The sequence below is a fragment of the Actinomadura keratinilytica genome, assembly GCF_039539665.1.
In the GTDB taxonomy this organism is placed as follows: domain Bacteria; phylum Actinomycetota; class Actinomycetes; order Streptosporangiales; family Streptosporangiaceae; genus Spirillospora; species Spirillospora keratinilytica.
Map to the genome: position 1 here is coordinate 1 of NZ_BAABDO010000110.1, position 22,701 is coordinate 22,701.

A 22,701-nucleotide genomic window follows, 5' to 3' on the forward strand; every position below is an offset into this window, starting at 1 on the left:
GCCGGAGGCGGTGGAGACGGCGGAGGAGCCGCCCGCGCCGGCGCCGCCGCAGGCGCCGCCGGGGCCCGCCGCCGCGCCGGCGCCGCCGCAGTCGCCCTACACCGCCGACCCGCTCGAATTCGAGGAGGCCGAACCCGTCCTCGCGCCGCGCCGCGCCCCGCGGAACCGGCCGCGCACCGCCGATCCGCTGCCCGACCTGGCCCCGCGGGGCGGGGACGGCCACCGGGAGGGGCACGAGCGGCCCGCCGCCGGTCCCTACGCGCCCGAGCCGAGAGCCCCGGAGCCCGAGGAGGACGAGCGGCGGCCGTCCCACGACGACGCGGCCGGGCCCGAACCGCGCGAACGCACCGAGAACCGCGGCGGCGCCATCTACGTCCTGAAGGACGAACCGGACCGCTAGCGGGAGGACGCTAGGGGAGGACGGCGCCGGACAGGCTGCCCTCGGGGAGGTGCAGCTTCTCCTCGATCTTCGGGAGGTACCGGTCGCGGCACGCCTCCTCGTCGATCTTGGTGTTGGCCGTCTGCATGCACTTGTTGTAACCGGTCGTCTCCGGTCCGATCACCACCGCCATCGCGGCCGCCGCCGCGGCCATGGCCAGCCCCACCGCGCCGAGCACCATGCCGGGGGTGGCGCCGGGAGCGAGAACGTTGCGCCGGCGCGCGCGCCGCTGGGCCTTGGCGCCCACCACGAGCGACGCCACGCCCAGCACCACGCCCACCGGGAACATGGGCCACGCCAGTACCAGCGCGCCGACGCCCAGCCACAGGGCCCGCCAGCCGTTGCGCTCCTCGGGCGCGTTCACCGGGGGGCGCCCCGGAGGCGGCGGGCCCGCTGGACCACCGTGGGCAGTGTCGTCGCCGGGGGTCCGGCCGGTGTCCTGGCGAAGGACGTTGCCGCCGTCGCCCTGGCCCGGCTGCTCACTCACGTTCGTTCCTCCTGGCCGCTGGGATCGATGCGCTTTGGGGCCTGCCGAGCACGGCCGATAGGCTTCGTGCTGGGCGGTCAGTGCCCCGGACACTGCCGCGCAGGTCCGTCAACCCCAACGTCCACCAGGGAGTCATGGTGTCCGCCCGGCTCGTCGTCCTCGTCTCCGGTGCGGGGACCAACCTGCAGGCGCTGCTCGACGCGTGCTCGGATCCAGCCTACGGTGCGCAGGTGGTGGCCGTGGGCGCAGACCGCGACGGCACCGGCGGCGTGGCGCGCGCCGAACGCGCCGGGCTGCCGACGTTCGTCGTCCGCCTGCCCGATTTCCCCGACCGCGCGCAGTGGGACGCCGCCCTCGCCGACGCCGTCGCCGAGCACAAGCCGGACCTGGTCGTCTCCGCCGGGTTCATGAAGATCTTCGGCCCCCGCTTCCTGGAGCGGTTCGGGGGCCGCACCATCAACACCCATCCCGCGCTGCTGCCCGCCTTCCCCGGGGCGCACGCCGTCCGCCAAGCCCTGGACTACGGGGTGAAGGTGACGGGCTGTACCGTTCACTTCGTCGACGAAGGCGTGGACACCGGACCCGTCATCGCCCAGGAGGCCGTCCGGGTCGGCTGGCATGACGACGAGGAGACCCTGCACGAGCGCATCAAGCAGGTGGAGCGGCGGCTGCTGGTCGAGGTCGTGGGCCGCCTGGCCCGCGACGGCTGGACCCAGCGGGGCAGACGGGTCTCCATGAAGTGCAGGACCTGCGACACGTCCGTAGACGGAGACGATGAGGGGAGCTCGGCCGGTGAGTCGGGTGACGATTAAGCGCGCGCTGATCAGCGTGTACGACAAGACGGGGCTGGAGGAGCTGGCCCGCGGCCTGCACGAGGCCGGGGTGGAGATCGTCTCCACCGGCTCCACGGCCGGGCGGATCGCCGCCGCCGGGGTGCCCGTCATGAAGGTCGAGAAGCTCACCGGGTTCCCCGAGTGCCTGGACGGGCGGGTCAAGACCCTGCACCCCAAGGTGCACGCCGGGCTGCTGGCCGACCGCCGCAAGGACGACCACGTCCAGCAGCTGGAGGACCTGAGCGTCGAGCCGTTCGACCTGGCCGTGGTGAACCTGTACCCGTTCGCCGCCACCGTGGCGTCGGGCGCCAAGCCGGACGAGTGCGTCGAGCAGATCGACATCGGCGGCCCCACGATGGTGCGCGCCGCCGCCAAGAACCACGCCAGCGTCGCCGTCGTCGTCGACCCGGCCGACTACGGCCAGGTGCTGGAGGCCGTGGCGGCGGGCGGCTTCACGCTGGAGCAGCGGCGCCGCCTGGCCGCGCGCGCGTTCGCGCACACCGCCGCCTACGACGTGGCGGTCGCGTCCTGGTTCGCCGGCCCGTACGCGGCCGACGCCGACGCCGCCGAGTCGGGCTGGCCGGACTTCCTCGGCGCCGCCTGGGAGCGCAAGGCCGTCCTGCGGTACGGGGAGAACCCGCACCAGCGCGCCGCGCTCTACACGGCGCAGGGCGGCCCGGCGGGGCTGGCGGGCGCCGAGCAGCTGCACGGCAAGGAGATGTCGTACAACAACTACGTCGACGCCGACGCCGCCCGCCGCGCCGCCTACGACTTCGCCGAGCCCGCCGTGGCGATCATCAAGCACGCCAACCCGTGCGGCATCGCGGTCGGCGCGGACGTGGCCGAGGCGCACCGCAAGGCGCACGCCTGCGACCCGGTGTCGGCCTACGGCGGCGTCATCGCGGTCAACCGCCCGGTGACCGCGGCGATGGCCGAGCAGGTCGCCGACGTGTTCACCGAGGTCGTCGTGGCGCCGGGGTTCGACGAGGACGCCCTGGAGATCCTCACCCGCAAGAAGAACATCCGGCTGCTGCGCTGCCCCGAGGGGCCGGCGAGCGCCGAGGAGTACCGGCGCATCGACGGCGGCGTGCTGCTGCAGAGCGTCGACAAGGTGGACGCCCCCGGCGACGACCCGGCGAACTGGGAGCTGAAGACCGGCGCCCCCGCCGACGAGGCCACGCTGCGCGACCTGGCGTTCGCGTGGAAGGCGTGCCGCTCGGTCAAGTCCAACGCGATCCTGCTGGCCGCCGGCGGCGCCACCGTCGGCGTCGGCATGGGCCAGGTCAACCGGGTCGACTCGGCGCGGCTGGCGGTGTCGCGGGCGGGCGACCGGGCCGCCTCGGCGGTCGGCGCGTCCGACGCCTACTTCCCGTTCCCCGACGGCCTGCAGGTGCTCGCCGAGGCGGGCGTGCGGGCGATCGTCGAGCCGGGCGGGTCCATCCGCGACGAGGAAGTGATCGCCGCCGCCAAGGACGCGGGCATCACGCTCTACTTCACCGGCGTGCGCCACTTCTTCCACTGACGCCGCCGCGTCCGCCGGCCCGGTGCGCCGCACCGGGCCGGCGGCGTCCGCGGTGGGCGGGCTGTATGTACTGGTCTGGGCGGTTTCATCCCGGGTGGCTTGGTAGCCTCGCCGTCGGTCGCGTCCGCACCCCCGATGACGTCCGGCGCGTCCGTGGCCCGGCCCGTGTCCGTGGCGGGCGATCACCGTTGAGCCCTTGGAGGCGCGATGGACTCCGTTGTGTCCGTGCTGGTGGGAATGGTCGTGCAGACCACGTCCGTGCTCCTGGAGGCGCGGCAGCTGATCGGCCTGGTCGCCGCCGCCCTGGCCGCGATCCTGGCCGCCCAGCTCGGCTGGCACGGCACCGACCGCCTGATCTCCTGGCACGGCCGCCCCGACGAGGACTGATCCGCCCGCGCCGCGGCCCGGCCCCGGCCGATAGCATGGCGGGGACGCGACTGGCGCGGACAAGGTGGAGTCACCACCGGGGAGCGAACGACATCCGGACACCGCGCGCCTGGGTGTACGGGACGGCAGCCGGGGAACCCGCGACGAGCCCGTCCGTACGGAAGACCCGGCCACGACAGCGCGGAGGTGCATATGACCGCACGGATCCTGGACGGCAAGGTTACGGCCGCGGAGATCAGGGCCGATCTGAAGAAGCGGGTCGACGCGCTGCGCGAACGCGGTGTCCGCGTGGGCCTCGGCACCGTGCTGGTCGGCGACGACCCCGGCAGCCACGCCTACGTCAACATGAAGCACCGCGACTGCGCCGAGGTGGGCATCGAGAGCATCCGCCGCGACCTGCCCGCCGACGCCTCGCAGGAGGACGTCGAACGCGCCGTCGCCGAGCTGAACGCCGACCCCGCCTGCACCGGCTACATCGTCCAGCTGCCGCTGCCCAAGGGCCTGGACGAGCACCGCGTGCTGGAGCTGATCGACCCGGCCAAGGACGCCGACGGCCTGCACCCGGTCAACCTGGGGCGGCTCGTCCTCATGCGGCCCGCCCCGCTGCCGTGCACCCCCAAGGGCATCGTGGAGCTGCTGCGCCGCTACGACGTCCCGCTGCGCGGCGCCGAGGTCACCGTCGTCGGCCGCGGCCTGACCGTCGGCCGCTCGCTCGGCCTGCTGCTCACCCGCCGCTCCGAGAACGCCACCGTGACGTCCTGCCACACCGCCACCCGCGACCTGGCCGCGCACACCCGCCAGGCCGACATCGTCGTGGCCGCCGCCGGCGTCCCGGGGCTGATCACCGCGGACATGGTCAAGCCCGGCGCCGCCGTGCTGGACGTGGGCGTGTCCCGGGTGGACGGCAAGCTGACCGGCGACGTCGCCCCGGACGTCCACGAGGTGGCGGGCTGGGTCGCCCCCAACCCCGGCGGCGTCGGCCCCATGACGCGCGCCATGCTCCTGGCCAACGTCGTCGAAGCCGCCGAAGCCGCGACGGCCTGAACCGCGCAGTTCCGGTGTGACCGCCTGAACCGATGCGGCAGCGCGGCACAGCGCGGTGGTGGGGGCACACACGGTTGTGATTGAGCGCGTGGTGCCCCCTGTGCGCGCGGCGCTCCCCGGTGTTTCGGCGTGGGTGCCTTGTCTCCGGTGTCTGGGGTTTGGTGTGACCGGTGGCTGCCGGCGAGGTCGTTCGGCTTCGGCGTGGCCGTCTGAGCCGGTGTGGCAGTGCGGCACCGGTGTGGCGGTTGGTGCATATGCGGCTGCCGCCGGACGCGCGGTGCCCCTGTGCGCGCGGCGCTCCCCGGTGTTTCGGCGTGGGTGCCTTGTCTCCGGTGTCTGGGGTTTGGTGTGACCGGTGGCTGCCGACGAGGTCGTTCGGCTTCGGCGTGGCCCTCTGAGCCGGTGTGGCAGCGCGGTACCAGCGTGGTGGTGGGTGCACATGCGGCTGCTGCTGGATGCGCGGTGCTCTGTGTGTGCAGTGCGCCCCCGGCGTTTTGGCGTGGTTGCCTTGTCGTCGGTGTGGTCGTCTGGGCCTTGATGTGGCCGGGGGCTCCCAGCGTGACCGGTGAGTGCCCGCGTGGCCGGGGCTCGGTGTTGTGGCTTGAGGTGGGCGGGGGTTCGCCCGTACGGGGCCGTGGCCCTCGGCGCATGGCCCCGTACGGGCGAACCTTGCGCGCCGCTCCCCGATTGCGCTGCCGTGGGGGCGGCCGCAAGCTCAGTGCGTCAGGTCAGCTCGCCCGGCGCCCCGCCGCGCCCGCCGGGGGCCGGCCGGGCGTGCCGATGCGGCCCGGCGGGTGGCCGGGGGCGTGCCCGGGGCGGCGGACCTCCGCGGTGCGGGCGTCCACCGGCGTCCGGTTCTGCTGCGGCACGTGCACCGGCGGCAGCGGGCGGACGAGCCCCATCGCGATGACCTCGTTGGCGAGGCGGGTGCGCCGGTTGGCGCCCTCGGGGATCCGGAACTTCTGGTAGAGGCGCAGCAGGTGCTGCTTGACCGCGGCCTCGGTGACCACCAGGTCGGCGGCGATCTCGCGGGCGGTGGCGGGCGCGACGAACGCCTCGTCCGACAGGGCGGGCCGGCACAGCGAGGTCAGCACGTCGACCTCCCGGCGGGTGAGCTCGGGGGCCACGGCGCGCCGCAGCTCGACGTCCGGATCGACCTCCTCCCGGGGGATGCCCCCCATCCGGCAGCGCGCCGTGCCGAAGCTCACGACGTCGCCGTCCTCCAGTACGCGGCGGGCGATCGGGCGGCCGTTGACCCTGGTCCCGTTGCGGGACAGGCCCATGTCGACGACATAGACGTACGGGCCGCGCCGAACGATCTCTGCGTGCAATCGGGACACACTCGGGTCGTCGAGGCGGATGTCGACTCCGCGCCCTCGCCCGACCGTCGTGACGTCGGGGCGCAGCGGCATCACCAGGCCGCTGTCCTCGATCCGCATGAACGGCCCCTCCACGGCAGTCCTCCCAGCTAGTTAGCGACCCCTGTCTGCCGGGTTACCCGGACCCGCTGGCGCCACACCCTCCTACCGGTGAGTAGGACCCACGCCACAAGGCGTCCGGCGTCCCACTGCGTTCGTGTAACCCCAGGTGTCCCGCCCGAACGGCTGTCAATTTTCAACCTCGCTCCCGCAAAGCGGTGGAAAATGCTTTCGCTGTAGACGTTACATGCGTAAGGCATCCACACGGTCCGTTGGGCGCCACGGGCGGGAATTCCAACCGCTACGGTTGGGGTGTCCAGACCTTTAGGTGAGGTCGGTGGGAGAGTGATGAGCGCGGAGCTGGGCCGGCGGCGGAGGCGGGCCCCGGGAGCGGGCGGCGCGCGGGTCGGGCGGCTGAGCCGGCTGCCCTACCTGCTGGTGCTGTGCGGCGTGGCCGGCGGGCTGGTGCTGTGCTCGATGGCCTACTTCCGCAAGGGCTCGATGCTGATCGCCGCCGCGCTGCTGTTCGGCGCGCTGGCCCGGGCGCTGCTGCCGGAGTCCCAGCTCGGGCTGCTGGCGGTGCGCAGCCGCTCGCTGGACTGCTGGACGCTGGTCGTCCTCGGCGAGCTGACCGCCTTCGCGGCCCTCAGCATCCCGCCGATGAACAAGGCGGGCCTGGCCGTGGCCGCCGCCTTCGGCGTGCTGGTCGGGCTGGCCGGGCTGCTGCGCGTGCTGCGGTACGTGTTCGTCGAACGGCGCGGCGCGCACCGGCGCCCGGCGGGCGATGCCGAGGGCGTCCCAGTTCACCCCTTGTGATGGAAAGTGTGAGGTAAGGGGCAGGTCTAGACCGGTATGGGCGGTCGGCTAGCCTAACCAGTTGAGCCTTACAAGGACTGCCGGCCGGTGTAGGAAGAGGGACAGCAACAGCATGCCCAAGATCAAAGTAGCGGGCCCGGTCGTCGAACTCGACGGCGACGAGATGACGCGGATCATCTGGAAATTCATCAAGGACCAGCTGATCCTGCCCTACCTGGACGTCGACCTGAAGTACTACGACCTCGGGATCGAGAACCGGGACGCCACCGACGACCAGGTGACGGTCGACGCCGCCAACGCCATCCGCGAGCACGGCGTCGGCGTCAAGTGCGCGACCATCACCCCGGACGAGGCCCGCGTCGAGGAGTTCGGCCTCAAGAAGATGTGGCGGTCGCCCAACGGGACGATCCGCAACATCCTGGGCGGCGTGGTCTTCCGCGAGCCGATCGTGGTGTCCAACATCCCGCGCCTTGTCCCCGGGTGGACCAAGCCCATCATCATCGGCCGGCACGCGCACGGCGACCAGTACCGCGCCTCCGACTTCGTCGTCCCCGGCCCCGGCACGGTGACGATCTCCTACGTCCCCGAGGACGGCGGCGAGCCCATCGAGATGGAGGTCGCCAAGTTCCCCGGCGGCGGCGTCGCCATGGGCATGTACAACTTCGACGACTCGATCCGGGACTTCGCCCGCGCGACCATGCGCTACGCGCTGGACCGCGGCTACCCGCTGTACATGTCCACCAAGAACACGATCCTCAAGGCCTACGACGGCCGGTTCAAGGACCTGTTCGCCGAGATCTACGAGACCGAGTTCAAGGCCGAGTTCGAGGCCAAGGGCCTCACCTACGAGCACCGGCTGATCGACGACATGGTCGCCCAGGCCCTCAAGTGGGAGGGCGGCTTCGTCTGGGCCTGCAAGAACTACGACGGCGACGTCCAGTCCGACGTGGTGGCGCAGGGCTTCGGCTCGCTCGGCCTGATGACCTCCGTGCTGATGACCCCCGACGGCCGCACCGTCGAGGCCGAGGCGGCGCACGGCACCGTCACCCGGCACTACCGGCAGCACCAGCAGGGCAAGCCGACCTCCACCAACCCGATCGCGTCCATCTTCGCCTGGACGCGGGGTCTGGCCCACCGCGGCAAGCTGGACAACCAGCCCGAGGTCATCGGGTTCGCCCGCGCGCTGGAGGAGGTCTGCATCGAGACCGTCGAGAACGGCCAGATGACCAAGGACCTCGCCCTGCTGGTCGGCAACGACAGCTGGCTCACCACGCAGGAGTTCCTGGAGGCCCTGGACGTCAACCTGCAGAAGAAGGTCGCCAAGTGAGGTGACCCCTCGCGGCGTCGCGGAGGCCGCCCCGGCGAACCCGGGGCGGCCTCCGGCTTTTCCGGCTCCGGTTCGTGCGGGCGTAGGCGCGCCGCTGCGGGGTACACGGCCGGCACACCTGGCGGGAAGCGCCGCGGGGGCGCGCGATAGCCTGGCGGGCGGTATCTCGACAACGAGACAAACCGCGCGGCGGCCCGCCCCGGGGCGTCCGCGCCGGTAAACCACCGGAGGCCGACCGGCCCCGTCAGGTCACAGCAGGAGATGAACGCATGACTCGCACCCCAGTCAATGTCACCGTCACCGGCGCCGCGGGCCAGATCGGCTACGCGCTGCTGTTCCGCATCGCGTCGGGGCAGCTGCTCGGCGCGGACGTCCCGGTACGCCTGCGGCTGCTGGAGATCCCGCAGGCGGTCAAGGCGGCCGAGGGCACCGCCATGGAGCTGGAGGACGCCGCCTTCCCGCTGCTGACCGGCATCGACATCTTCGACGACCCGACCCCCGCGTTCGACGGCGCCAACGTCGCGCTGCTGGTCGGGGCGCGGCCGCGGACCAAGGGCATGGAGCGCGGCGACCTGCTGGAGGCCAACGGCGGCATCTTCAAGCCGCAGGGCCAGGCCATCAACGCCGGCGCCGCCGACGACATCAAGGTGCTGGTCGTCGGCAACCCGGCCAACACCAACGCGCTGATCGCCCAGCAGAACGCCCCGGACGTGCCCGCCGAGCGGTTCACCGCGATGACCCGCCTCGACCACAACCGCGCGCTGGCGCAGCTGGCCAAGAAGGCGGGCGTGTCCGTCGCCGACATCAAGAAGATGACGATCTGGGGCAACCACTCGGCCACCCAGTACCCGGACGTCTTCCACGCCGAGATCGGCGGCAAGAACGCGTTCGAGACGGTCAACGACCGCGAGTGGCTGGAGAACGACTTCATCCCGACGGTCGCCAAGCGCGGCGCGGCGATCATCGAGGCGCGCGGGGCGTCCAGCGCCGCGTCCGCGGCCAGCGCGGCCATCGACCACGTGTACACGTGGGTGAACGGCACGGCGGAGGGCGACTGGACGTCCATGGCCGTGCCGTCGGACGGCTCCTACGGGGTGCCCGAGGGGCTGATCTCGTCGTTCCCGGTGACCTGCAAGGACGGCCGCTGGGAGATCGTCCAGGGGCTGGAGATCGACGACTTCTCCCGGGCCCGCATCGACGCCTCGGTCAACGAGCTGGCGGAGGAGCGGGACGCCGTGCGCAAGCTCGGCCTGGTCTGACCCCGGCTCGAAGCGACACGGCCTGAACGGCACGACCTGAACCGGCGCGGCCCGCACCGGCCGCGGCAGGCCCCCCGGGCCCCGGACCCCGCGGTCCGGGGCCCTTTCCGCTGCGCGAACGCCGGTGGGAAATGTCGGAGGACGGTGCTTTCCTACCGCTAAGGTGGCTGATCAGCCATTGGACGGCGATGGCGGCCGAGCGGCGGGACGGCCGAGGGGCGGGAGGACATACGGGGTGGAGCAGGCTTTTCAAGTAGATCTTCGGGGCGTGGTCGACCTGCTCAGCCGCCACCTCTACTCCAGCCCCCGCGTCTACCTGCGGGAGCTGCTGCAGAACGCGGTGGACGCGATCACGGCGCGGGGCGGCGCGGGCGGCACGGTGCGGATCGAGACCGGCGGCGGGCGGCTGCGCGTGCACGACGACGGCGTCGGGCTGACCGAGGACGAGGTGCACCGGCTGCTGGCCACGATCGGGCGGTCGTCCAAACGGGACGAGCTGGGCTTCGCGCGCCACGACTTCCTCGGGCAGTTCGGCATCGGGCTGCTGTCGGCGTTCCTGGTGGCCGACGAGATCGAGGTGGAGACCCGGTCGGCGGCGGCGCCCGACGCGGCGGCGGTGCGGTGGACGGGCCTGGCCGACGGCCGGTACCGCGTCGAGCCGGGCGACCGGGACGAGCCGGGCACGACCGTGACGCTGCGGCCCCGCCCCGGAACCGCCGAACTGCTCAAGCCGCGGGTGGTGGCCGAGCTGGCCCGCACGTACGGGGCGCTGCTGCCGGTCACCGTGACGGTCGACGGCGAGCGGATCACCGGCGACGGCGCGCCCTGGCAGGCGGCGCACCCGGATCCGGCGCGGCGCCGGCGCGCGCTGGACGCCTACTGCCGCGACCTGTTCGGCTTCGAGCCGTTCGACGTGATCGACCTGGACGTGCCGGAGGCCGGGCTGACCGGTGTGGCGTTCGTGCTGCCGCACGCGGTGTCGCCGACCGCCCGGGGCGCGCACCGGGTGTACCTGAAGCGGATGCTGCTGGCCGAGAACGTCGAGGGGCTGCTGCCGGACTGGGCGTTCTTCGTCCGCTGCGTGGTGGACGCCGGCGAGCTGCGCCCCACCGCGAGCCGGGAGGCGCTGTACGAGGACGAGCTGCTGGAGTCGGCCCGGCGGGCGCTGGGCGAGCGGCTGCGGCAGTGGCTGGTGCGGCTGGCCGAGACCGACCCGGCGCGGCTGCGCGGCTTCCTGCGGCTGCACGGGCTGGGCGTCAAGGCGATGGCGCTGCACGACGACGACATGCTGCGGATCGTCGACCACTGGCTGGAGTTCGAGACCTCCGCGGGCCCCATGACGCTGGCCGAGTTCCGCAGGCGGCACGCCGAGCTGCGCTACACCGGCAGCGTGGAGGAGTTCCGCCGGCTGTCGGCGGTGGCGGGCGCGCAGGGCGTGGGGCTGGTCAACGGCGGCTACGTGCACGACGTCGAGATCATCGAGCGGCTGCCGGACATCGACCCGGACGCGGCGCTGCGCCGCCTGGAACCGGCCGAGCTGGCCACCCACTTCGGCGTGGTGGACCCGGCGGCCGAACTGGCGCTGCGCCCGTTCCTGGCGGCGGCGCAGCGCGCCCTGGAGCGGCTGGGCTGCGAGGTGGTGATCCGCGACTTCGACCCCGCGTCGCTGCCCGCGCTGTACCTGACCAGCCGCGCCGCGCAGCACCGGCAGGAGCTGTCGCAGGCCAGGGAGCTGGCCGACGACCTGTGGTCGGACGTGCTGGGCGCGCTGGACGACGCCGTCGAGGCCGACCGGCCGCAGCTCGTCCTCAACCACCGCAACCCGCTGACCCGGCGCATCACGGCACTGACCGAGGACGGCCTGATCGAACTGGCCGTCCAGGGGTTGTACGGGCAGGCGCTGCTGCTCGGGCAGCACCAGCTGCGCCCCGCCGACACCGCCGTTCTCAACCGTTCGTTCCTCGGCCTGCTCGACTGGGCCGTACACGACCCGGAGGCCGGAAAATGAGCACCGCTGAAGTCCACGAGCTGATGGCGCGGGCCCAGGAGCTGCCGTACGGCGAGGCCAAGACGGTGCTCGTGGAGGACGCGCTGCGGCGCGCCGAGGCGGCGGGCGACGACCGGCTGGCGTTCCGGGTGCGGATGTCGCTGACCGGCGCCTACCAGTACGGCGGCGAGCCGGCCAAGGCGTTCACCACGTTCAGCCGGTGCCTGGCCGAGCACGACCGCGACCCGTCCCGCCACGACGCCGAGGCGCGGCTGCTGTGGCACTTCAAGTGGATCGTCAACTCGCTGACGCTGTTCCCCGAGGTGCCGCTCGACCGCACGTACGCGGTACTGGACGACATGGAGCGCCGGTACCGCGCCGGCGGGTACAGCCTGCAGGCGGTGTACCACTACCGCAACATCGTGGCGCGGCACGTGGGCGACCTCGACGCCGCCGACGAGTGGTACGCCAGGTGGCAGGCGGCGCCGCGCGACGGGCTGTCGGACTGCCAGGGCTGCGACCCGACCGGCATGGTGCGGCACCTGGAGGTCCGGGGGCGCGACGAGGAGGCGCTGGCCGTCGCGGCGCCGGTGCTGGGCGACGAGCTGACCTGCAGCGAGCAGCCGCACGGCATCCTGACCGCGCTGCTGCCGGTCTACCTGCGCACGGGCCGGCTGGAGGAGGCGCGCGACGCGCACCGCCGCGCGTACCGGCTGGTGCGCTCCAGCGTGGCGAACCTGTCGCTGGTCGGCGAGCACCTGTGGTTCTGCGCGGTGACGGGCAACGAGCCGCGCGGGTTCGAGATCCTCCAGCGGCATCTGGGGTGGCTGGACCGGGCGCCGAGCCCGTGCGACGCCATGGAGTTCGCCGCGGCGGGCGCGCTGCTGCTGCGCCGGATGGAGGAGGCGGGCGCCGGGGACGCGGCGGTGCGCCGCCCGGGCGGGGCCGGCGAGGTGACGGTGGCCGAGCTGCGGGCGGAGCTGGCGGAGCGCGCCCGCGAGATCGCGGCCCGCTTCGACGCCCGCAACGGCACCTCCTACCAGGGCGACAACGTGGAGCGGACGCTCGCGGACGAGCCGGTCGTCGAGCACCTGCCGCTGACCGCCCACGACCGCCGGCGTCCCGCCCCGGCGCCGGTCCCGGCCCGGCCCGAGCCGGAGCCGGATGCCGCGCCGCGCCGCGACCTGTCCGGCATGACCGACCTGGACGCGCTGCTCGACGCGGCCGACGAGGCCCGCACGGCGGACGACCTGGACGGGGCGCTGGCGGCGTGGCGGCGGTTCGACGAGGCGGCGGGCGACCGCCCGCTCACTCCGCTGCAGTCGGCGCGGCGCACCGACGGCCGCGGCGCGGAGCTTCTGGCGAGGGGCGAGTACGGGGCCGCGCTGGCGGAGTGGCGGCGGGCGGTGGAGCTGTTCGCCGAGGCGGGCGACCGGGTGCGCGAGCAGAGCGGGCTGAGCCGCATCGGCGCGCTGCTGTGCGTGACGGGCGAGCCGGAGGAAGGCGTCGCGCTGATGCGGGCCGCCGCCGCCTTCCTCGACGAGCACGACGCGGGGTCGCAGCACGCGTTCGACGCCCGCATGCGGCTGGCCGACGCCCTGCTGCGCGGCGACCGCCCGGAGGAGGGCCTGGCCGCGCTGGACGGTCTGGCGCCGTCCGGTCCGCGCGACCTCGGCGAGGTGGAGCTGCACCGGGGCCGCGGGCTCAGCGTCCTCGGCCGCGACGCGGAGGCCGCCGCCGCGCTGCGCCCGGCGTGTGCCGCGTTCCGGGAGGCCGGGCAGCCGGGCCGGCTGGCCGAGGCGGCGCTCCTGCTGGGCCGGGTGCTGGCGTACGGCGACGCGCGGGATCCGGAGGCCGCGCTGGAGGCGTTCGACGAGGCCGTCGCCAACGCGGCCGCGGGCCCGCCCGGGCTGGCGCCGGCCGCGCACGCCGAACGCGGCTCCCTGCTGCTGACGTGCGAGCGCGCCGCCGACGCCGTCGCCGACATGGTGGAGGCGGTGGCCGGGTTCACCGCGCTCGGCCACCGGCCGCAGGCCGCCTACGCCCGGGTCGAGCTGGCCGCCGCGTACATGTCCACGGGGCGGTACTTCGAGGCGGCGGAGGTCGCCGAGGAGGCCGCGCCCATGCTGGCCGAAGTGGACGACCCGGCCGCCGAACGCCGCTGCCGGTTCATCCTGGCGCACGCCCAGCGCGAACTCGGCGAGGAGCAGGCCGCGGAGATCTTCACGGCGCTGGCCGAGGAGGAGGACGACCCCGCCGAGGCCGCGCGGCTGCTGGAGACGGCCGCCGACGTGCTCACCGGCCTGGACAAGGACGCCCGCGCCGCCGACGAGTTCCTGCGGGCCGCCGAGGCGTTCGCCAAGGCCGGCGACCCGTTCGGCGCGGTGCGCTGCCGCCGCCGGGGCGCGCTGTGCCGCGCGTGGGGCGGCAACGGCGACCGCGCCCTGGAGGAGATGGCGGACGCCCGGCGGGCCCTCGGCGAGCTGCCCGCGGAGGAGCACGAGGCCGCGGCGGCCTGGGAGGAGGCGGCGCTGAGCTACGACGAGGCCCGCATGCTGGCCGCCCTCGGCCGGCTCGCCGACGCCCTGGAGGCGGCGAGCCGGGCCGTCGACGGGTTCGCCGCGGTCGGCGCGGCCGACGCCGCCCAGACCGCCGCCGCCCTGCGCGACGACATCCGCGGGCGGCTCTAGAGCAGGCGGCGGGCGCCGTCGGCGGGGACGGCGGTGAGGAACCGCGGCTCCTGCCATCCGCGCCGCGCGTAGGCGGCGCGGATGGCCTCGCTCACCCGGTCGGCGCGGTCGGCCGGGGTGAGCACGATGGCCGAACCGCCGAACCCGCCGCCGACCATGCGCCCGCCGCGCGCGCCCGCCCGCTGCGCCTCCTCGACCGCGACGTCCGCGCCCGGCCAGGACACCTCGAACTGGTCGCGCAGCGACAGGTGGGAGGCGGTGAGCAGGGCGCCGAGCTCGGCCGCCGCGCCCGCCCGCAGCAGCCCCACGGCGGCCTCCACGCGGTGGTTCTCGGTCACCACGTGCTGGACGCGGCGGCGCAGCACCGGGTCGTCCAGGGCGTTCAGCGCGGCGGGCAGGTCCTTGACGTCGCGCAGCGCGGCCGCGCCGAGCAGCTCGGCGGCCCGCTCGCACTCGGCGCGGCGGTTGCCGTAGTCGCCGTCGGCCAGCTCGTGCTGCATGCGGGTGTCGACGACGAGCAGGGTCAGGCCGGCGTCCGCCAGGGGCAGCGGCACCTGCGCGGACAGGCCGCTGCGGCAGTCGAGCATCAGCGCATGGCCCGCCGTGCACAGCAGGGACGCCGACTGGTCCATGATCCCGCAGGGCATGCCGACGTACTCGTGCTCGGCCCGCTGCGCCAGCCGGGCCAGCTCCCGCCGCCCCGCCGGGGTCAGCAGGTCGGCCGCGCCGTACAGCTCGCACAGCGCCAGCGCGGTGGCGCACTCCAGCGCCGCCGACGACGACAGGCCCGCGCCCTGCGGCAGGTCCGCGTCGATCAGCAGGGACGCCCCGCCGATCGGCGCGGACGCCACGTGCTCGCGCAGCACCCAGGCGGTCCCGGCGGGGTAGGCGGCCCACCGCTCCCGCTGCGGCGCCGTGTCGCGCCAGCGGCGCGCCTCGGGCGCGTGCGGGTCCACCGGCACGGTGACGCCCGACTCGGCGGCCTGCAGGGACCGCACCTCCAGCACGCCGTCGTCGCGGCGCGCCGCCGCCACCGACACGCCCTGGGGCAGCGCGAACGGCAGCACGAACCCGTCGTTGTAGTCGGTGTGCTCGCCGATCACGTTGACGCGGCCGGGGGCGCGCCACACGCCCTCCGGTGCGCGCCGGTACGCCTCGGTGAACGCGGCGGCCAGCGCGCGCGGGTCGGACGCCGTCATCGAGCCCGCCGGGCGAACGCCCACGCGTCGGCGACCATGGCCCGCAGGTCCCGCTCGGGCTTCCAGCCCAGCGCCGACCTGATCTTGTCCGACGAGGCCACCAGCACGGCGGGGTCGCCGGGCCGGCGCGGATGCGGCTCGGCCGGGATCGGGTGCCCGGTGACCTCCCGGCACACCTCGATCACCTCGCGGACCGAGAACCCGTTGCCGTTGCCCAGGTTGAAGATCTGGTGCACGCCCGGCTCGCACGCCTCCAGCGCCAGCAGGTGCGCCACGCCCAGGTCGACGACGTGGATGTAGTCGCGCACGCAGGTGCCGTCGGGCGTGGGGTAGTCCTCGCCGAACACCATGACCTTCTCGCGTTCGCCGAGCGCGACCTTCAGCACGTTCGGGATCAGGTGCGTCTCGACGGTGTGCCGTTCGCCCTGCACCCGGCCGCCGTCCAGCAGCGCGCCCGCGACGTTGAAGTAGCGCAGCGAGACCCCGCCGAGGCCGTGCAGCCGCGCGTACTCGGCCAGCGCGGTGTCGATGGCCAGCTTGGACGCCCCGTAGGGGTTGGTCGGCCGGGTCGGGTCGGTCTCCAGGATCGGCGTGGACTCCGGCTCGCCGTAGGTGGCGGCGGTGGAGGAGAACACGATCCGGGGCACCCCGGCGCGGCGCATCGCGTCCAGCAGCGCCAGCGACTCGCCGAGGTTGTTGTCCCAGTACAGGCCGGGCTTCTCCACCGACTCGCCGACCAGCGAGCGGGCCGCGAAGTGCAGCACCGCGTCGAAGCCGGCGCCGTCCAGCACGCCGAAGGCGGCCTCGCGCAGCGTGCCGCGCACCAGCCGGGCGCCCTCGGGGACGGCGTCGGCGTGCCCGGTGGACAGGTCGTCCAGCACGACGACCTCGTGCCCGGCGTCCAGCAGCTGGGCGGCGACGACCCCGCCCACGTAGCCGGCGCCCCCCGTGACGAGCAGCTTCACGTGTCGTTACCTCCAAGTTCGACGGATCCGCCCCGGCCGGTCGCCGACGCGAGTGATCGGCTGCCCACGCTATCCGCGCCGCATAAACCGAACCTGAGAAGTCCCGCAACGATAGCCTGCGGACGCGGGCCGGTGACGGACCTTCGCCGCGGGTACGTCCTGCGGAAGGATCATCGGTTCGCGAAGGGCGGACGGACCACCGACATGAACGATCGCAGCAGCGCCCCGCCGCCGCGCGGGAGCCGTTCCGACCTGCCCGACCTGCCCGACCCGCTCGGGCCGCCGGCGGCCGCCGGGCCGCGGGGCGCGGCCGTGGCGGACCGTCCGCGGCAGCCGCGCAAGCCGGTCCGCCCGCTGGTGCGGCTGCTGTCGCGCTCCGCCGACCTTGTGGTCCGGCTGGCGGGGGGCGATCCGGACGCCGTCCGGGAGGAGATCACCGCCGACCGGATGCGGGCCCTGGTGGCGGCCGCCACCGAGCTCACCGACGACGAGCGGACGCTGATCGAGGAGGTGCTCGTCGCGGGGGAGCGGCCGCTGCGCGAGGTGCTGGTGCCGCGCACGGAGGTGGTGTTCCTGGACGCGGCGCTGCCGCTGGCGAGCGCGGCGAAGATCGCGGCGGCCAGCCCGCACTCGCGGTTCCCGGTGTGCCGCGACTCCCACGACGAGGTGATCGGGTTCGTCCACCTGCGGGACCTGCTGGTGCTGGAGACCGCCGACCGCGCGGTGCCGGTGGGGGAGCTGGTGCGTCCGGTGAAGTTCGTGCCCGCCTCGCAGCGGGTGCTGCCGGTGCTGTCGGAGATGCGGCGCGAGGGCCACCACCTGGCGATCGTGGTGGACGAGTACGGCGGCACCGCCGGGATCGTCACGCTGGAGGACCTGGTCGAGGAGCTCATCGGGGACATTCGCGATGAATATGATGTGCAGGACGCGCAGGCGCGCCGGCTGCACGGCGGGGTGGTCGAGGTGGACGGCCTGCTCAACCTGGACCAGTTCGCCGCGGCGACCGGCATCCGGCTGCCCGCGGGCCCCTACGAGACGGTCGCGGGCCACATCATGGCGGCCCTGGGCCGCGTGCCCGGCGAGGGCGACGCGGTGGAGGCCGCCGGTCACCGGCTCGCGGTCGCCCGCATGGACGGGCGCCGGGTGGCCCGCGTGCGCGTCACGCCGGCGGCCCCAGCGGCGCCGGCGGTCCCGTCAGCTCCGCACACCCCCGCGCGCGGGGGCGTCCCGCCCGCCGGCGACCTTGAAGGGGAACCGGACCGTCCCGCACGTCCGGACGATCGTGAAAACCCCGCGGCCGCCCCCGGTGACGACGCCCCTCCGGGCCGGGTCTGAGAGAATCGGTCTGTGCATATGTCCGTAGCGCCCACTTCCGAAGCCGCCGGTGCCGGAGCCGCGTCGGCCCCGGCCGTCCCGCGCGTGCTGTCCGGCATCCAGCCCACCGCCGACTCCTTCCACCTCGGCAACTACCTGGGGGCGCTGCGGCAGTGGGTGGCGATGCAGGAGACCCACCAGACCTTCTACTGCGTGGTCGATCTGCACGCCATCACGGTCCGGCACGACCCGGCGGCGCTGCGCCGCCGCACCAAGATCGCGGCCGCCCAGCTGCTGGCCATGGGCGTCGACCCGGAGCGGGCCACCCTGTTCGTGCAGAGCCAGGTGCCCGAGCACGCCGAGCTGGGCTGGATCCTGGGCTGCCTCACCGGGTTCGGCGAGGCCGGGCGGATGACCCAGTTCAAGGACAAGTCCGCCAAGCAGGGCACCGCGGGCACCACGGTCGGGCTGTTCACCTACCCGGTGCTGCAGGCCGCCGACATCCTGCTCTACACCCCCGGCCCCGGCGAGGGCGCGGCCGGGCGGGTGCTGCGGGTGCCGGTCGGCGAGGACCAGCGCCAGCACCTGGAGCTGACCCGCACCCTGGCGCAGCGCTTCAACCAGCGGTTCGGCGAGACGTTCGCGATCCCCGAGGCCTACATCCCCGAGGGCGCCGCCAAGATCACCGACCTGCAGGAGCCGACCGCCAAGATGAGCAAGTCGGCGTCCTCCCCGCAGGGCATCATCGACGTGCTGGAGGAGCCGGGCCCGATGCGCAAGAAGATCATGCGCGCGGTCACCGACACCGGCACCGAGGTGCGCTACGACGAGGAGAACAAGGCCGGCATCACCAACCTGCTGCGGATCTACTCCGCGCTGTCCGGCACCGCCGTGCCCGAGCTGGAGCAGCGGTACGCCGGCAGCGGCTACGGCCAGTTCAAGAAGGACCTGGCCCAGCTCGTGGTGGACACCTTCACCCCGATCCGCGAGCGCACCCACAAGCTGCTGGCCGACGAGGACCGGCTCGACCGCATCCTGGCCGACGGCGCCGCCCGCGCCCGCGAGGCCGCCGAGCGCACGATGGAGGTCGTGCGCGACCGCGTTGGATTCGTGGGACGTGACCACTAGCTCCCAGCCGGCGGGGGGCGCGGGGGGTCGCCCCGGGGGCGGACCCCCCGCAGGGACAACACAGGCCACCGGGGGCCACGAGACGCACGGCACGCGCACGATCGGGGTCGCGATCCCGATTCCCGACCCCTACGGGCGCGAGCTGCAGCGTGTCCGCGAATCGTTCGGCGACCGCCTGGCGTCCGGCATCCCCACGCACATCACGCTGCTGCCGCCCTCGCAGATCGACGCCGCCGAACTCGGCGCCATCGAGCGGCACCTGGCGCAGGTGGCGCGCACCGAGCGTCCCTTCAGGATCCGCTTGCACGGTACGGGAACGTTCCGACCCGTCTCACCGGTCGTTTTCGTGGCACTGGCCGAAGGAACAGACGGCTGCGCGCGCCTGCACGCGAAGGTACTGGCGGGCCCGCCGGGGCAGCGGCCGCAGTTCCCCTACCACCCGCACGTGACCGTGGCGCACCACCTGTCGGACGAGCAGATGGACCGCGCCTACAAGGAGATGGCCGACTACGAGGCCGCCTTCCAGGTGTGGGGGTTCTCGCTGTACGAGCACGGGGCCGACGGGGTGTGGCGGCCCCGCCGGGACTTCCTGTTCGGCACCGGGACCGTCACCGATCCGCCGGAACGGGGCGCCTGACTCCGGGACGGGACGCCCGGCCGAGACGAGACGCCCGGCCTCGGGACAGAACGCCCGGCCCGGACGAGACGCCTCAGCCGCGCCGCCGCCGGACGGCCACGAACACCAGCCCGGCCGCCAGCAGCGCGCCGCCGGCGGTGCCCGCCGCCAGGCCCCAGCCGCCCGCCGAGCCGCCGCCCAGCGGCGTGTCGGCGAGCATGCCGCCGCTGCCGGCGTCGGCCTTCTTCGGCGTCAGGTCGCCCGGCGGCACCAGCTCGCCCACCGGCTTGACCTTGCCGCGCGCCTTGAAGCCCCAGTCCAGCAGCTCGGCGGCGTAGTCGGACGGCGGCCGGTCGGCCCCCATCAGCGAGATGTAGATCGTGTGGCCGTCGCGGCGGGCCGCCGCCACGAACGTCTGCTTGGCGGCGATGGTGTAGCCGTTCTTGCCGCCGAGCATGCCCCGGTAGGCGTGCGACTGGCCCGGCAGCATCCGGTTGTGGGTGTGGATCGGGTAGCCGCCGACCTTCTTGCCCTTCTTGCGCTCCTTCTTGGTCGCCGGGGCGGGGAAGAAGTGGTCGATGGTCTGGACGTAGCGGCGGAAGTCGGCGTTGCGCATCGCCTCGCGCAGGATCAGCACCAGGTCGTAGGCGGAGGTGTGCTGCGTCTTGACGCTGAGGCCGAGGTCGCGGTCGAGGCCGTTGGGGGAGCCGGCCAGGGTGTCGCGGGCGTTGATCCGCCTGGCCTCGGCGTTCATGTCGGCCAGGGTGCGCTCCATGCCGCCGTTGGCCTCGGCCAGCGTCACCGCCGCGTCGTTCGCCGACATCATCATCAGCGCGTAGAACAGGTCGGACACCTTGTAGCTCATCTTCGGCGTCATGCCGACCTTGGTGCCCTCGACGTCGCACGCCTCCTGCGAGGGCCGCACGGTCTGGTCCGCCCTGAGCTTGGGGATCAGCGTCAGCGCGGTGAGGGTCTTGAGGGTGCTGGCGGGCAGGAACCTGCCGTGCGGGTTCTTGGCGGCCAGCACCTCGCCGGTGTCGCCGTCGGCGATCAGGTACGACGCCGCCTTGATCTTCGGCGCCGCCGGGACGCCCGCGGCCGGATTGACGATCGTGCCCTTGCCGGCGAGCTGCGCCCCGCCCAGCGGCCCCGAGGGGGAGGCCGTCACCGCGCTCGACTGCACGGGGGGCGACACCGGCTCGGCGGCGGCCGGGGCCGCGGCCAGGGCGGGGACGAGCAGGAGCGAGGCCGCGACGGGCGGCACGGCGATCGCGGTGACGGCGCGCGGTGGTCTTCTCATGGCTCCCCGATGGCGTTCGTGTCCGGGCACGGCCGTCGTGTCCGTGGACGGCGCTCCTGCGGTCCCGGGGCGGTCCCCGGTGACTTCACGAAGATTAAGCCACGATTGCGCGGCCTGTCCGGGAAGAGGATCACCGTCGTCGCACGCGTGCTCACAGTGATGTGATACGGGTGTCCGCCCGGTGTGCCGCCGGGCCGCCCTGACGGGGTGATCACGAATCGTTACCAGGTAGATTAAAGGTTGGACTAGTTCGTTCGGAGGGTGCTCTTCCGAACTGCCATGACCGAAATGAGTCACGGATCGTGTCCGGTTGTCGTCCTTCCGGATCAAATGATCGGCGCCGGGCACGGAGCCCTGCGGCTCCTCGGCACCCGGCGTCATGATGGAGAGCGGTCCCGGCCCGGACCGACGCCTGGATCGGCGTTTGTCCAGGCTTAGTGACCCGCTGGCCGAATTGCGCCACGTGCCACGCATCGACCTGCAAGGATTGTGGACGGAGGTTGGCCGTGGCCATTGACTTCAACCCGTCCCGCGGCCCGACGCTGGGGATCGAGTGGGAGATCCAGCTCGTGGACGCGGAGACCAGGCACCTGCGGCAGGACGCGCGTGAGGTGCTGGCCGCGCTGCCGTCGCTCAGCGAGGGCGGCGACGTCCACAAGGTCCGGCACGAGCTGATGGAGTCGACCGTCGAGGTCGTGACGGACGTCTGCTACACCGTGGGGGAGGCCAAGGACGACCTGGCCGCCACGGTGGCCGCGCTGCGGTCGGCGGCCGCCGACCGCGGCATCACGCTGGCCTGCACGGGGACGCATCCGATCAGCGACTGGCGGGACGCGGTCATGGCGCCGGTGCAGCGCTACGCCGACCTCATCGAGCAGATGCAGTGGCTGGCCCGCCGGATCCAGACCTTCGGCGTGCACGTCCACGTCGGCGTCAGCGACGTCGACCGGGTGATCCCGATCGTCAACGCCCTGTCGGCCTATCTGCCGCACTTCCTCGCCCTCACCGCCTCCAGCCCGTTCTGGAGCGGCCACGACACCGGACTGGCGTCCAGCCGCGCGGTGGTCTTCGGCCAGCTGCCCACGGCCGGACCTCCGCATCTGCTGGACGACTGGGCGGCGTTCGAGGATTACATGGCCACGCTGCTGCGGGCCGGTACGATCCGCAGCATCAAGGAGGTGTGGTGGGACATCCGGCCGCATCCGAACTTCGGCACGGTCGAGATCCGGATGTTCGACGGCATCCCCACCCTGCGGGAAGTGGGCATGGCGGCCGCGCTCTGCCAGTGCCTGGTGACGCTGTTCGACCAGCAGCTGGACCGCGGCTACACGCTGCCGCGCCCGGCGGCCTGGGTGGTGCGCGACAACAAGTGGCGCGCCACCCGCCACGGTCTGGACGCCATCGTCATCACCGATGACACCGGGAACACCACGCCGCTTCGTGACGATCTCTACGAACTGGTACGCGAACTGGAACCCGTCGCCGACCGGCTGGGCTGTACGGAGGAGCTCAAGGTCGCGTCGGATGTCCTGGAATTCGGGGCGTCGTACGAGCGCCAGCGCGCGATCCGCGCCGAGGGCGGCACCCTGGAGAACGTCGTCGACGCCGCGATCGTCGAGTTCGCCGAGGACAGGTTCGTCACATTCGGGGAGGTTGCACATGTCGGGAACTGAGGGGCCCGCCGACCCGGCGGACCGCGCCGGACCCGACGGAGCGACCGGTCACGACCCGGACCGCGGGGTCTCGCGGGCGCGCCGCGCGCCCGGAGCGGGCCCACCCAACACCGGACAGAACACCGGGCGGACGCCGTTCGGCTCCGCCATCGCGCAGGGGGCGCACATGACACAACCGGGACCCGGGGTGATGCCCGGCCTTGAACCAGCGGCCGCCGCGGGGGCGGCGGGCGCGGGCGACGCCGAACAGGCGCGGACCGCGCCGCCGGGGGCGGCCGGGGCCGCACCGCACGGCGG

Annotated in this window: 18 protein-coding genes, 1 pseudogene and 1 riboswitch; of the genes and pseudogenes, 14 read left to right on the forward strand and 5 right to left on the reverse strand. The window is 73.7% G+C overall.

Annotated features, from left to right (window positions below; translation table 11 throughout):
* Positions 1–400: pseudogene (locus ABD879_RS26040) on the forward strand (hypothetical protein); the annotation flags it as partial.
* Positions 401–410: 10 nt separating this feature from the next.
* On the opposite strand, the gene ABD879_RS26045 reads toward ABD879_RS26040, so the two are convergent.
* Complete coding sequence (locus ABD879_RS26045) at positions 411–926, reverse strand: hypothetical protein (protein WP_345024252.1); 516 nt, start codon at positions 924–926, stop codon at positions 411–413.
* 134 nt (positions 927–1,060) lie between these two features.
* Between ABD879_RS26045 and purN the strand changes: the two genes are divergently transcribed.
* The 4 genes from purN to ABD879_RS26065 all read left to right on the forward strand — a co-directional run bounded on the left by purN (position 1,061) and on the right by ABD879_RS26065 (position 4,712).
* Positions 1,061–1,738 carry a phosphoribosylglycinamide formyltransferase gene (purN, locus tag ABD879_RS26050; protein WP_345024253.1) on the forward strand — a complete coding sequence of 226 codons (678 nt, stop codon included), beginning with the start codon at positions 1,061–1,063 and terminating at the stop codon, positions 1,736–1,738.
* Positions 1,701–3,281, forward strand: coding sequence for a bifunctional phosphoribosylaminoimidazolecarboxamide formyltransferase/IMP cyclohydrolase (purH, locus tag ABD879_RS26055; protein ID WP_425549656.1), 1,581 nt, complete (start codon positions 1,701–1,703; stop codon positions 3,279–3,281). The genes purN and purH overlap by 38 nt, the downstream gene beginning before the upstream one ends.
* Before the next feature lie 207 nt (positions 3,282–3,488).
* Positions 3,489–3,668 (forward strand): hypothetical protein, encoded by a 180-nt coding sequence (locus tag ABD879_RS26060; protein ID WP_345024255.1) that lies wholly within the window; start codon positions 3,489–3,491, stop codon positions 3,666–3,668.
* 36 nt (positions 3,669–3,704) lie between these two features.
* Positions 3,705–3,790, forward strand: a riboswitch (ZMP/ZTP riboswitch).
* Positions 3,791–3,860: 70 nt separating this feature from the next.
* Entirely contained in the window at positions 3,861–4,712 is an 852-nt protein-coding gene (locus ABD879_RS26065; protein WP_345024256.1) for a bifunctional methylenetetrahydrofolate dehydrogenase/methenyltetrahydrofolate cyclohydrolase, read from the forward strand.
* Between the two features lie 728 nt (positions 4,713–5,440).
* Here the strand turns inward: ABD879_RS26065 and ABD879_RS26070 are convergent.
* Positions 5,441–6,166, reverse strand: a complete 726-nt coding sequence (locus ABD879_RS26070; protein WP_345024257.1) for an FHA domain-containing protein — start codon at positions 6,164–6,166, stop codon at positions 5,441–5,443.
* Between the two features lie 312 nt (positions 6,167–6,478).
* Here ABD879_RS26070 and ABD879_RS26075 point away from each other — a divergent pair, with 312 nt between their 5' ends.
* The 5 genes from ABD879_RS26075 (at position 6,479) to ABD879_RS26095 (ending at position 14,209) form a co-directional block, all read left to right on the forward strand.
* Entirely contained in the window at positions 6,479–6,946 is a 468-nt protein-coding gene (locus ABD879_RS26075; RefSeq protein WP_345024259.1) for a DUF3017 domain-containing protein, read from the forward strand.
* Between the two features lie 112 nt (positions 6,947–7,058).
* Positions 7,059–8,273 (forward strand): NADP-dependent isocitrate dehydrogenase, encoded by a 1,215-nt coding sequence (locus tag ABD879_RS26080; protein ID WP_345024261.1) that lies wholly within the window; start codon positions 7,059–7,061, stop codon positions 8,271–8,273.
* Positions 8,274–8,542: 269 nt separating this feature from the next.
* A complete protein-coding gene (locus ABD879_RS26085) occupies positions 8,543–9,532 on the forward strand; it encodes a malate dehydrogenase (RefSeq protein ID WP_345024262.1) in 990 nt (329 codons plus the stop codon).
* A 235-nt stretch (positions 9,533–9,767) separates the two neighbouring features.
* The gene (locus ABD879_RS26090) at positions 9,768–11,540 is read left to right on the forward strand and encodes an HSP90 family protein (protein ID WP_345024263.1); all 1,773 of its coding nucleotides are present in this window, start codon (positions 9,768–9,770) and stop codon (positions 11,538–11,540) included.
* Entirely contained in the window at positions 11,537–14,209 is a 2,673-nt protein-coding gene (locus tag ABD879_RS26095; protein ID WP_345024264.1) for a hypothetical protein, read from the forward strand. The genes ABD879_RS26090 and ABD879_RS26095 overlap by 4 nt, the downstream gene beginning before the upstream one ends.
* Here the strand turns inward: ABD879_RS26095 and galK are convergent.
* Together galK and galE are read right to left on the reverse strand one after the other, a co-directional pair.
* On the reverse strand, positions 14,206–15,408 hold the full coding sequence (gene galK / locus ABD879_RS26100; RefSeq protein WP_345024270.1) for a galactokinase: 1,203 nt from the start codon (positions 15,406–15,408) through the stop codon (positions 14,206–14,208). The two genes, ABD879_RS26095 and galK, sit on opposite strands and share 4 nt — an antisense overlap.
* Positions 15,405–16,373: a UDP-glucose 4-epimerase GalE gene (gene galE / locus ABD879_RS26105; RefSeq protein ID WP_345024265.1), complete on the reverse strand. Its 969-nt coding sequence runs from the start codon at positions 16,371–16,373 to the stop codon at positions 15,405–15,407. Before galE ends, galK begins: the two co-directional genes overlap by 4 nt.
* Before the next feature lie 204 nt (positions 16,374–16,577).
* Between galE and ABD879_RS26110 the strand changes: the two genes are divergently transcribed.
* The 3 genes from ABD879_RS26110 to ABD879_RS26120 are packed head-to-tail and all read left to right on the forward strand — an operon-like array spanning position 16,578 to position 19,452.
* Positions 16,578–17,708: a hemolysin family protein gene (locus ABD879_RS26110; protein ID WP_345024266.1), complete on the forward strand. Its 1,131-nt coding sequence runs from the start codon at positions 16,578–16,580 to the stop codon at positions 17,706–17,708.
* A gap of 18 nt (positions 17,709–17,726) precedes the next feature.
* The gene (trpS, locus tag ABD879_RS26115) at positions 17,727–18,815 is read left to right on the forward strand and encodes a tryptophan--tRNA ligase (RefSeq protein ID WP_345024271.1); all 1,089 of its coding nucleotides are present in this window, start codon (positions 17,727–17,729) and stop codon (positions 18,813–18,815) included.
* On the forward strand, positions 18,805–19,452 hold the full coding sequence (locus tag ABD879_RS26120) for a 2'-5' RNA ligase family protein (protein WP_345024267.1): 648 nt from the start codon (positions 18,805–18,807) through the stop codon (positions 19,450–19,452). The genes trpS and ABD879_RS26120 overlap by 11 nt, the downstream gene beginning before the upstream one ends.
* A 73-nt stretch (positions 19,453–19,525) precedes the next feature.
* Here the strand turns inward: ABD879_RS26120 and ABD879_RS26125 are convergent, their stop codons facing one another.
* Positions 19,526–20,731, reverse strand: a complete 1,206-nt coding sequence (locus ABD879_RS26125) for a D-alanyl-D-alanine carboxypeptidase family protein (protein WP_345024268.1) — start codon at positions 20,729–20,731, stop codon at positions 19,526–19,528.
* A 506-nt stretch (positions 20,732–21,237) separates the two neighbouring features.
* On the opposite strand from ABD879_RS26125, the gene ABD879_RS26130 reads away from it, so the two are divergent.
* Positions 21,238–22,404, forward strand: coding sequence for a glutamate--cysteine ligase (locus ABD879_RS26130; protein ID WP_345024269.1), 1,167 nt, complete (start codon positions 21,238–21,240; stop codon positions 22,402–22,404).
* Positions 22,405–22,701 lie beyond the last annotated feature (297 nt).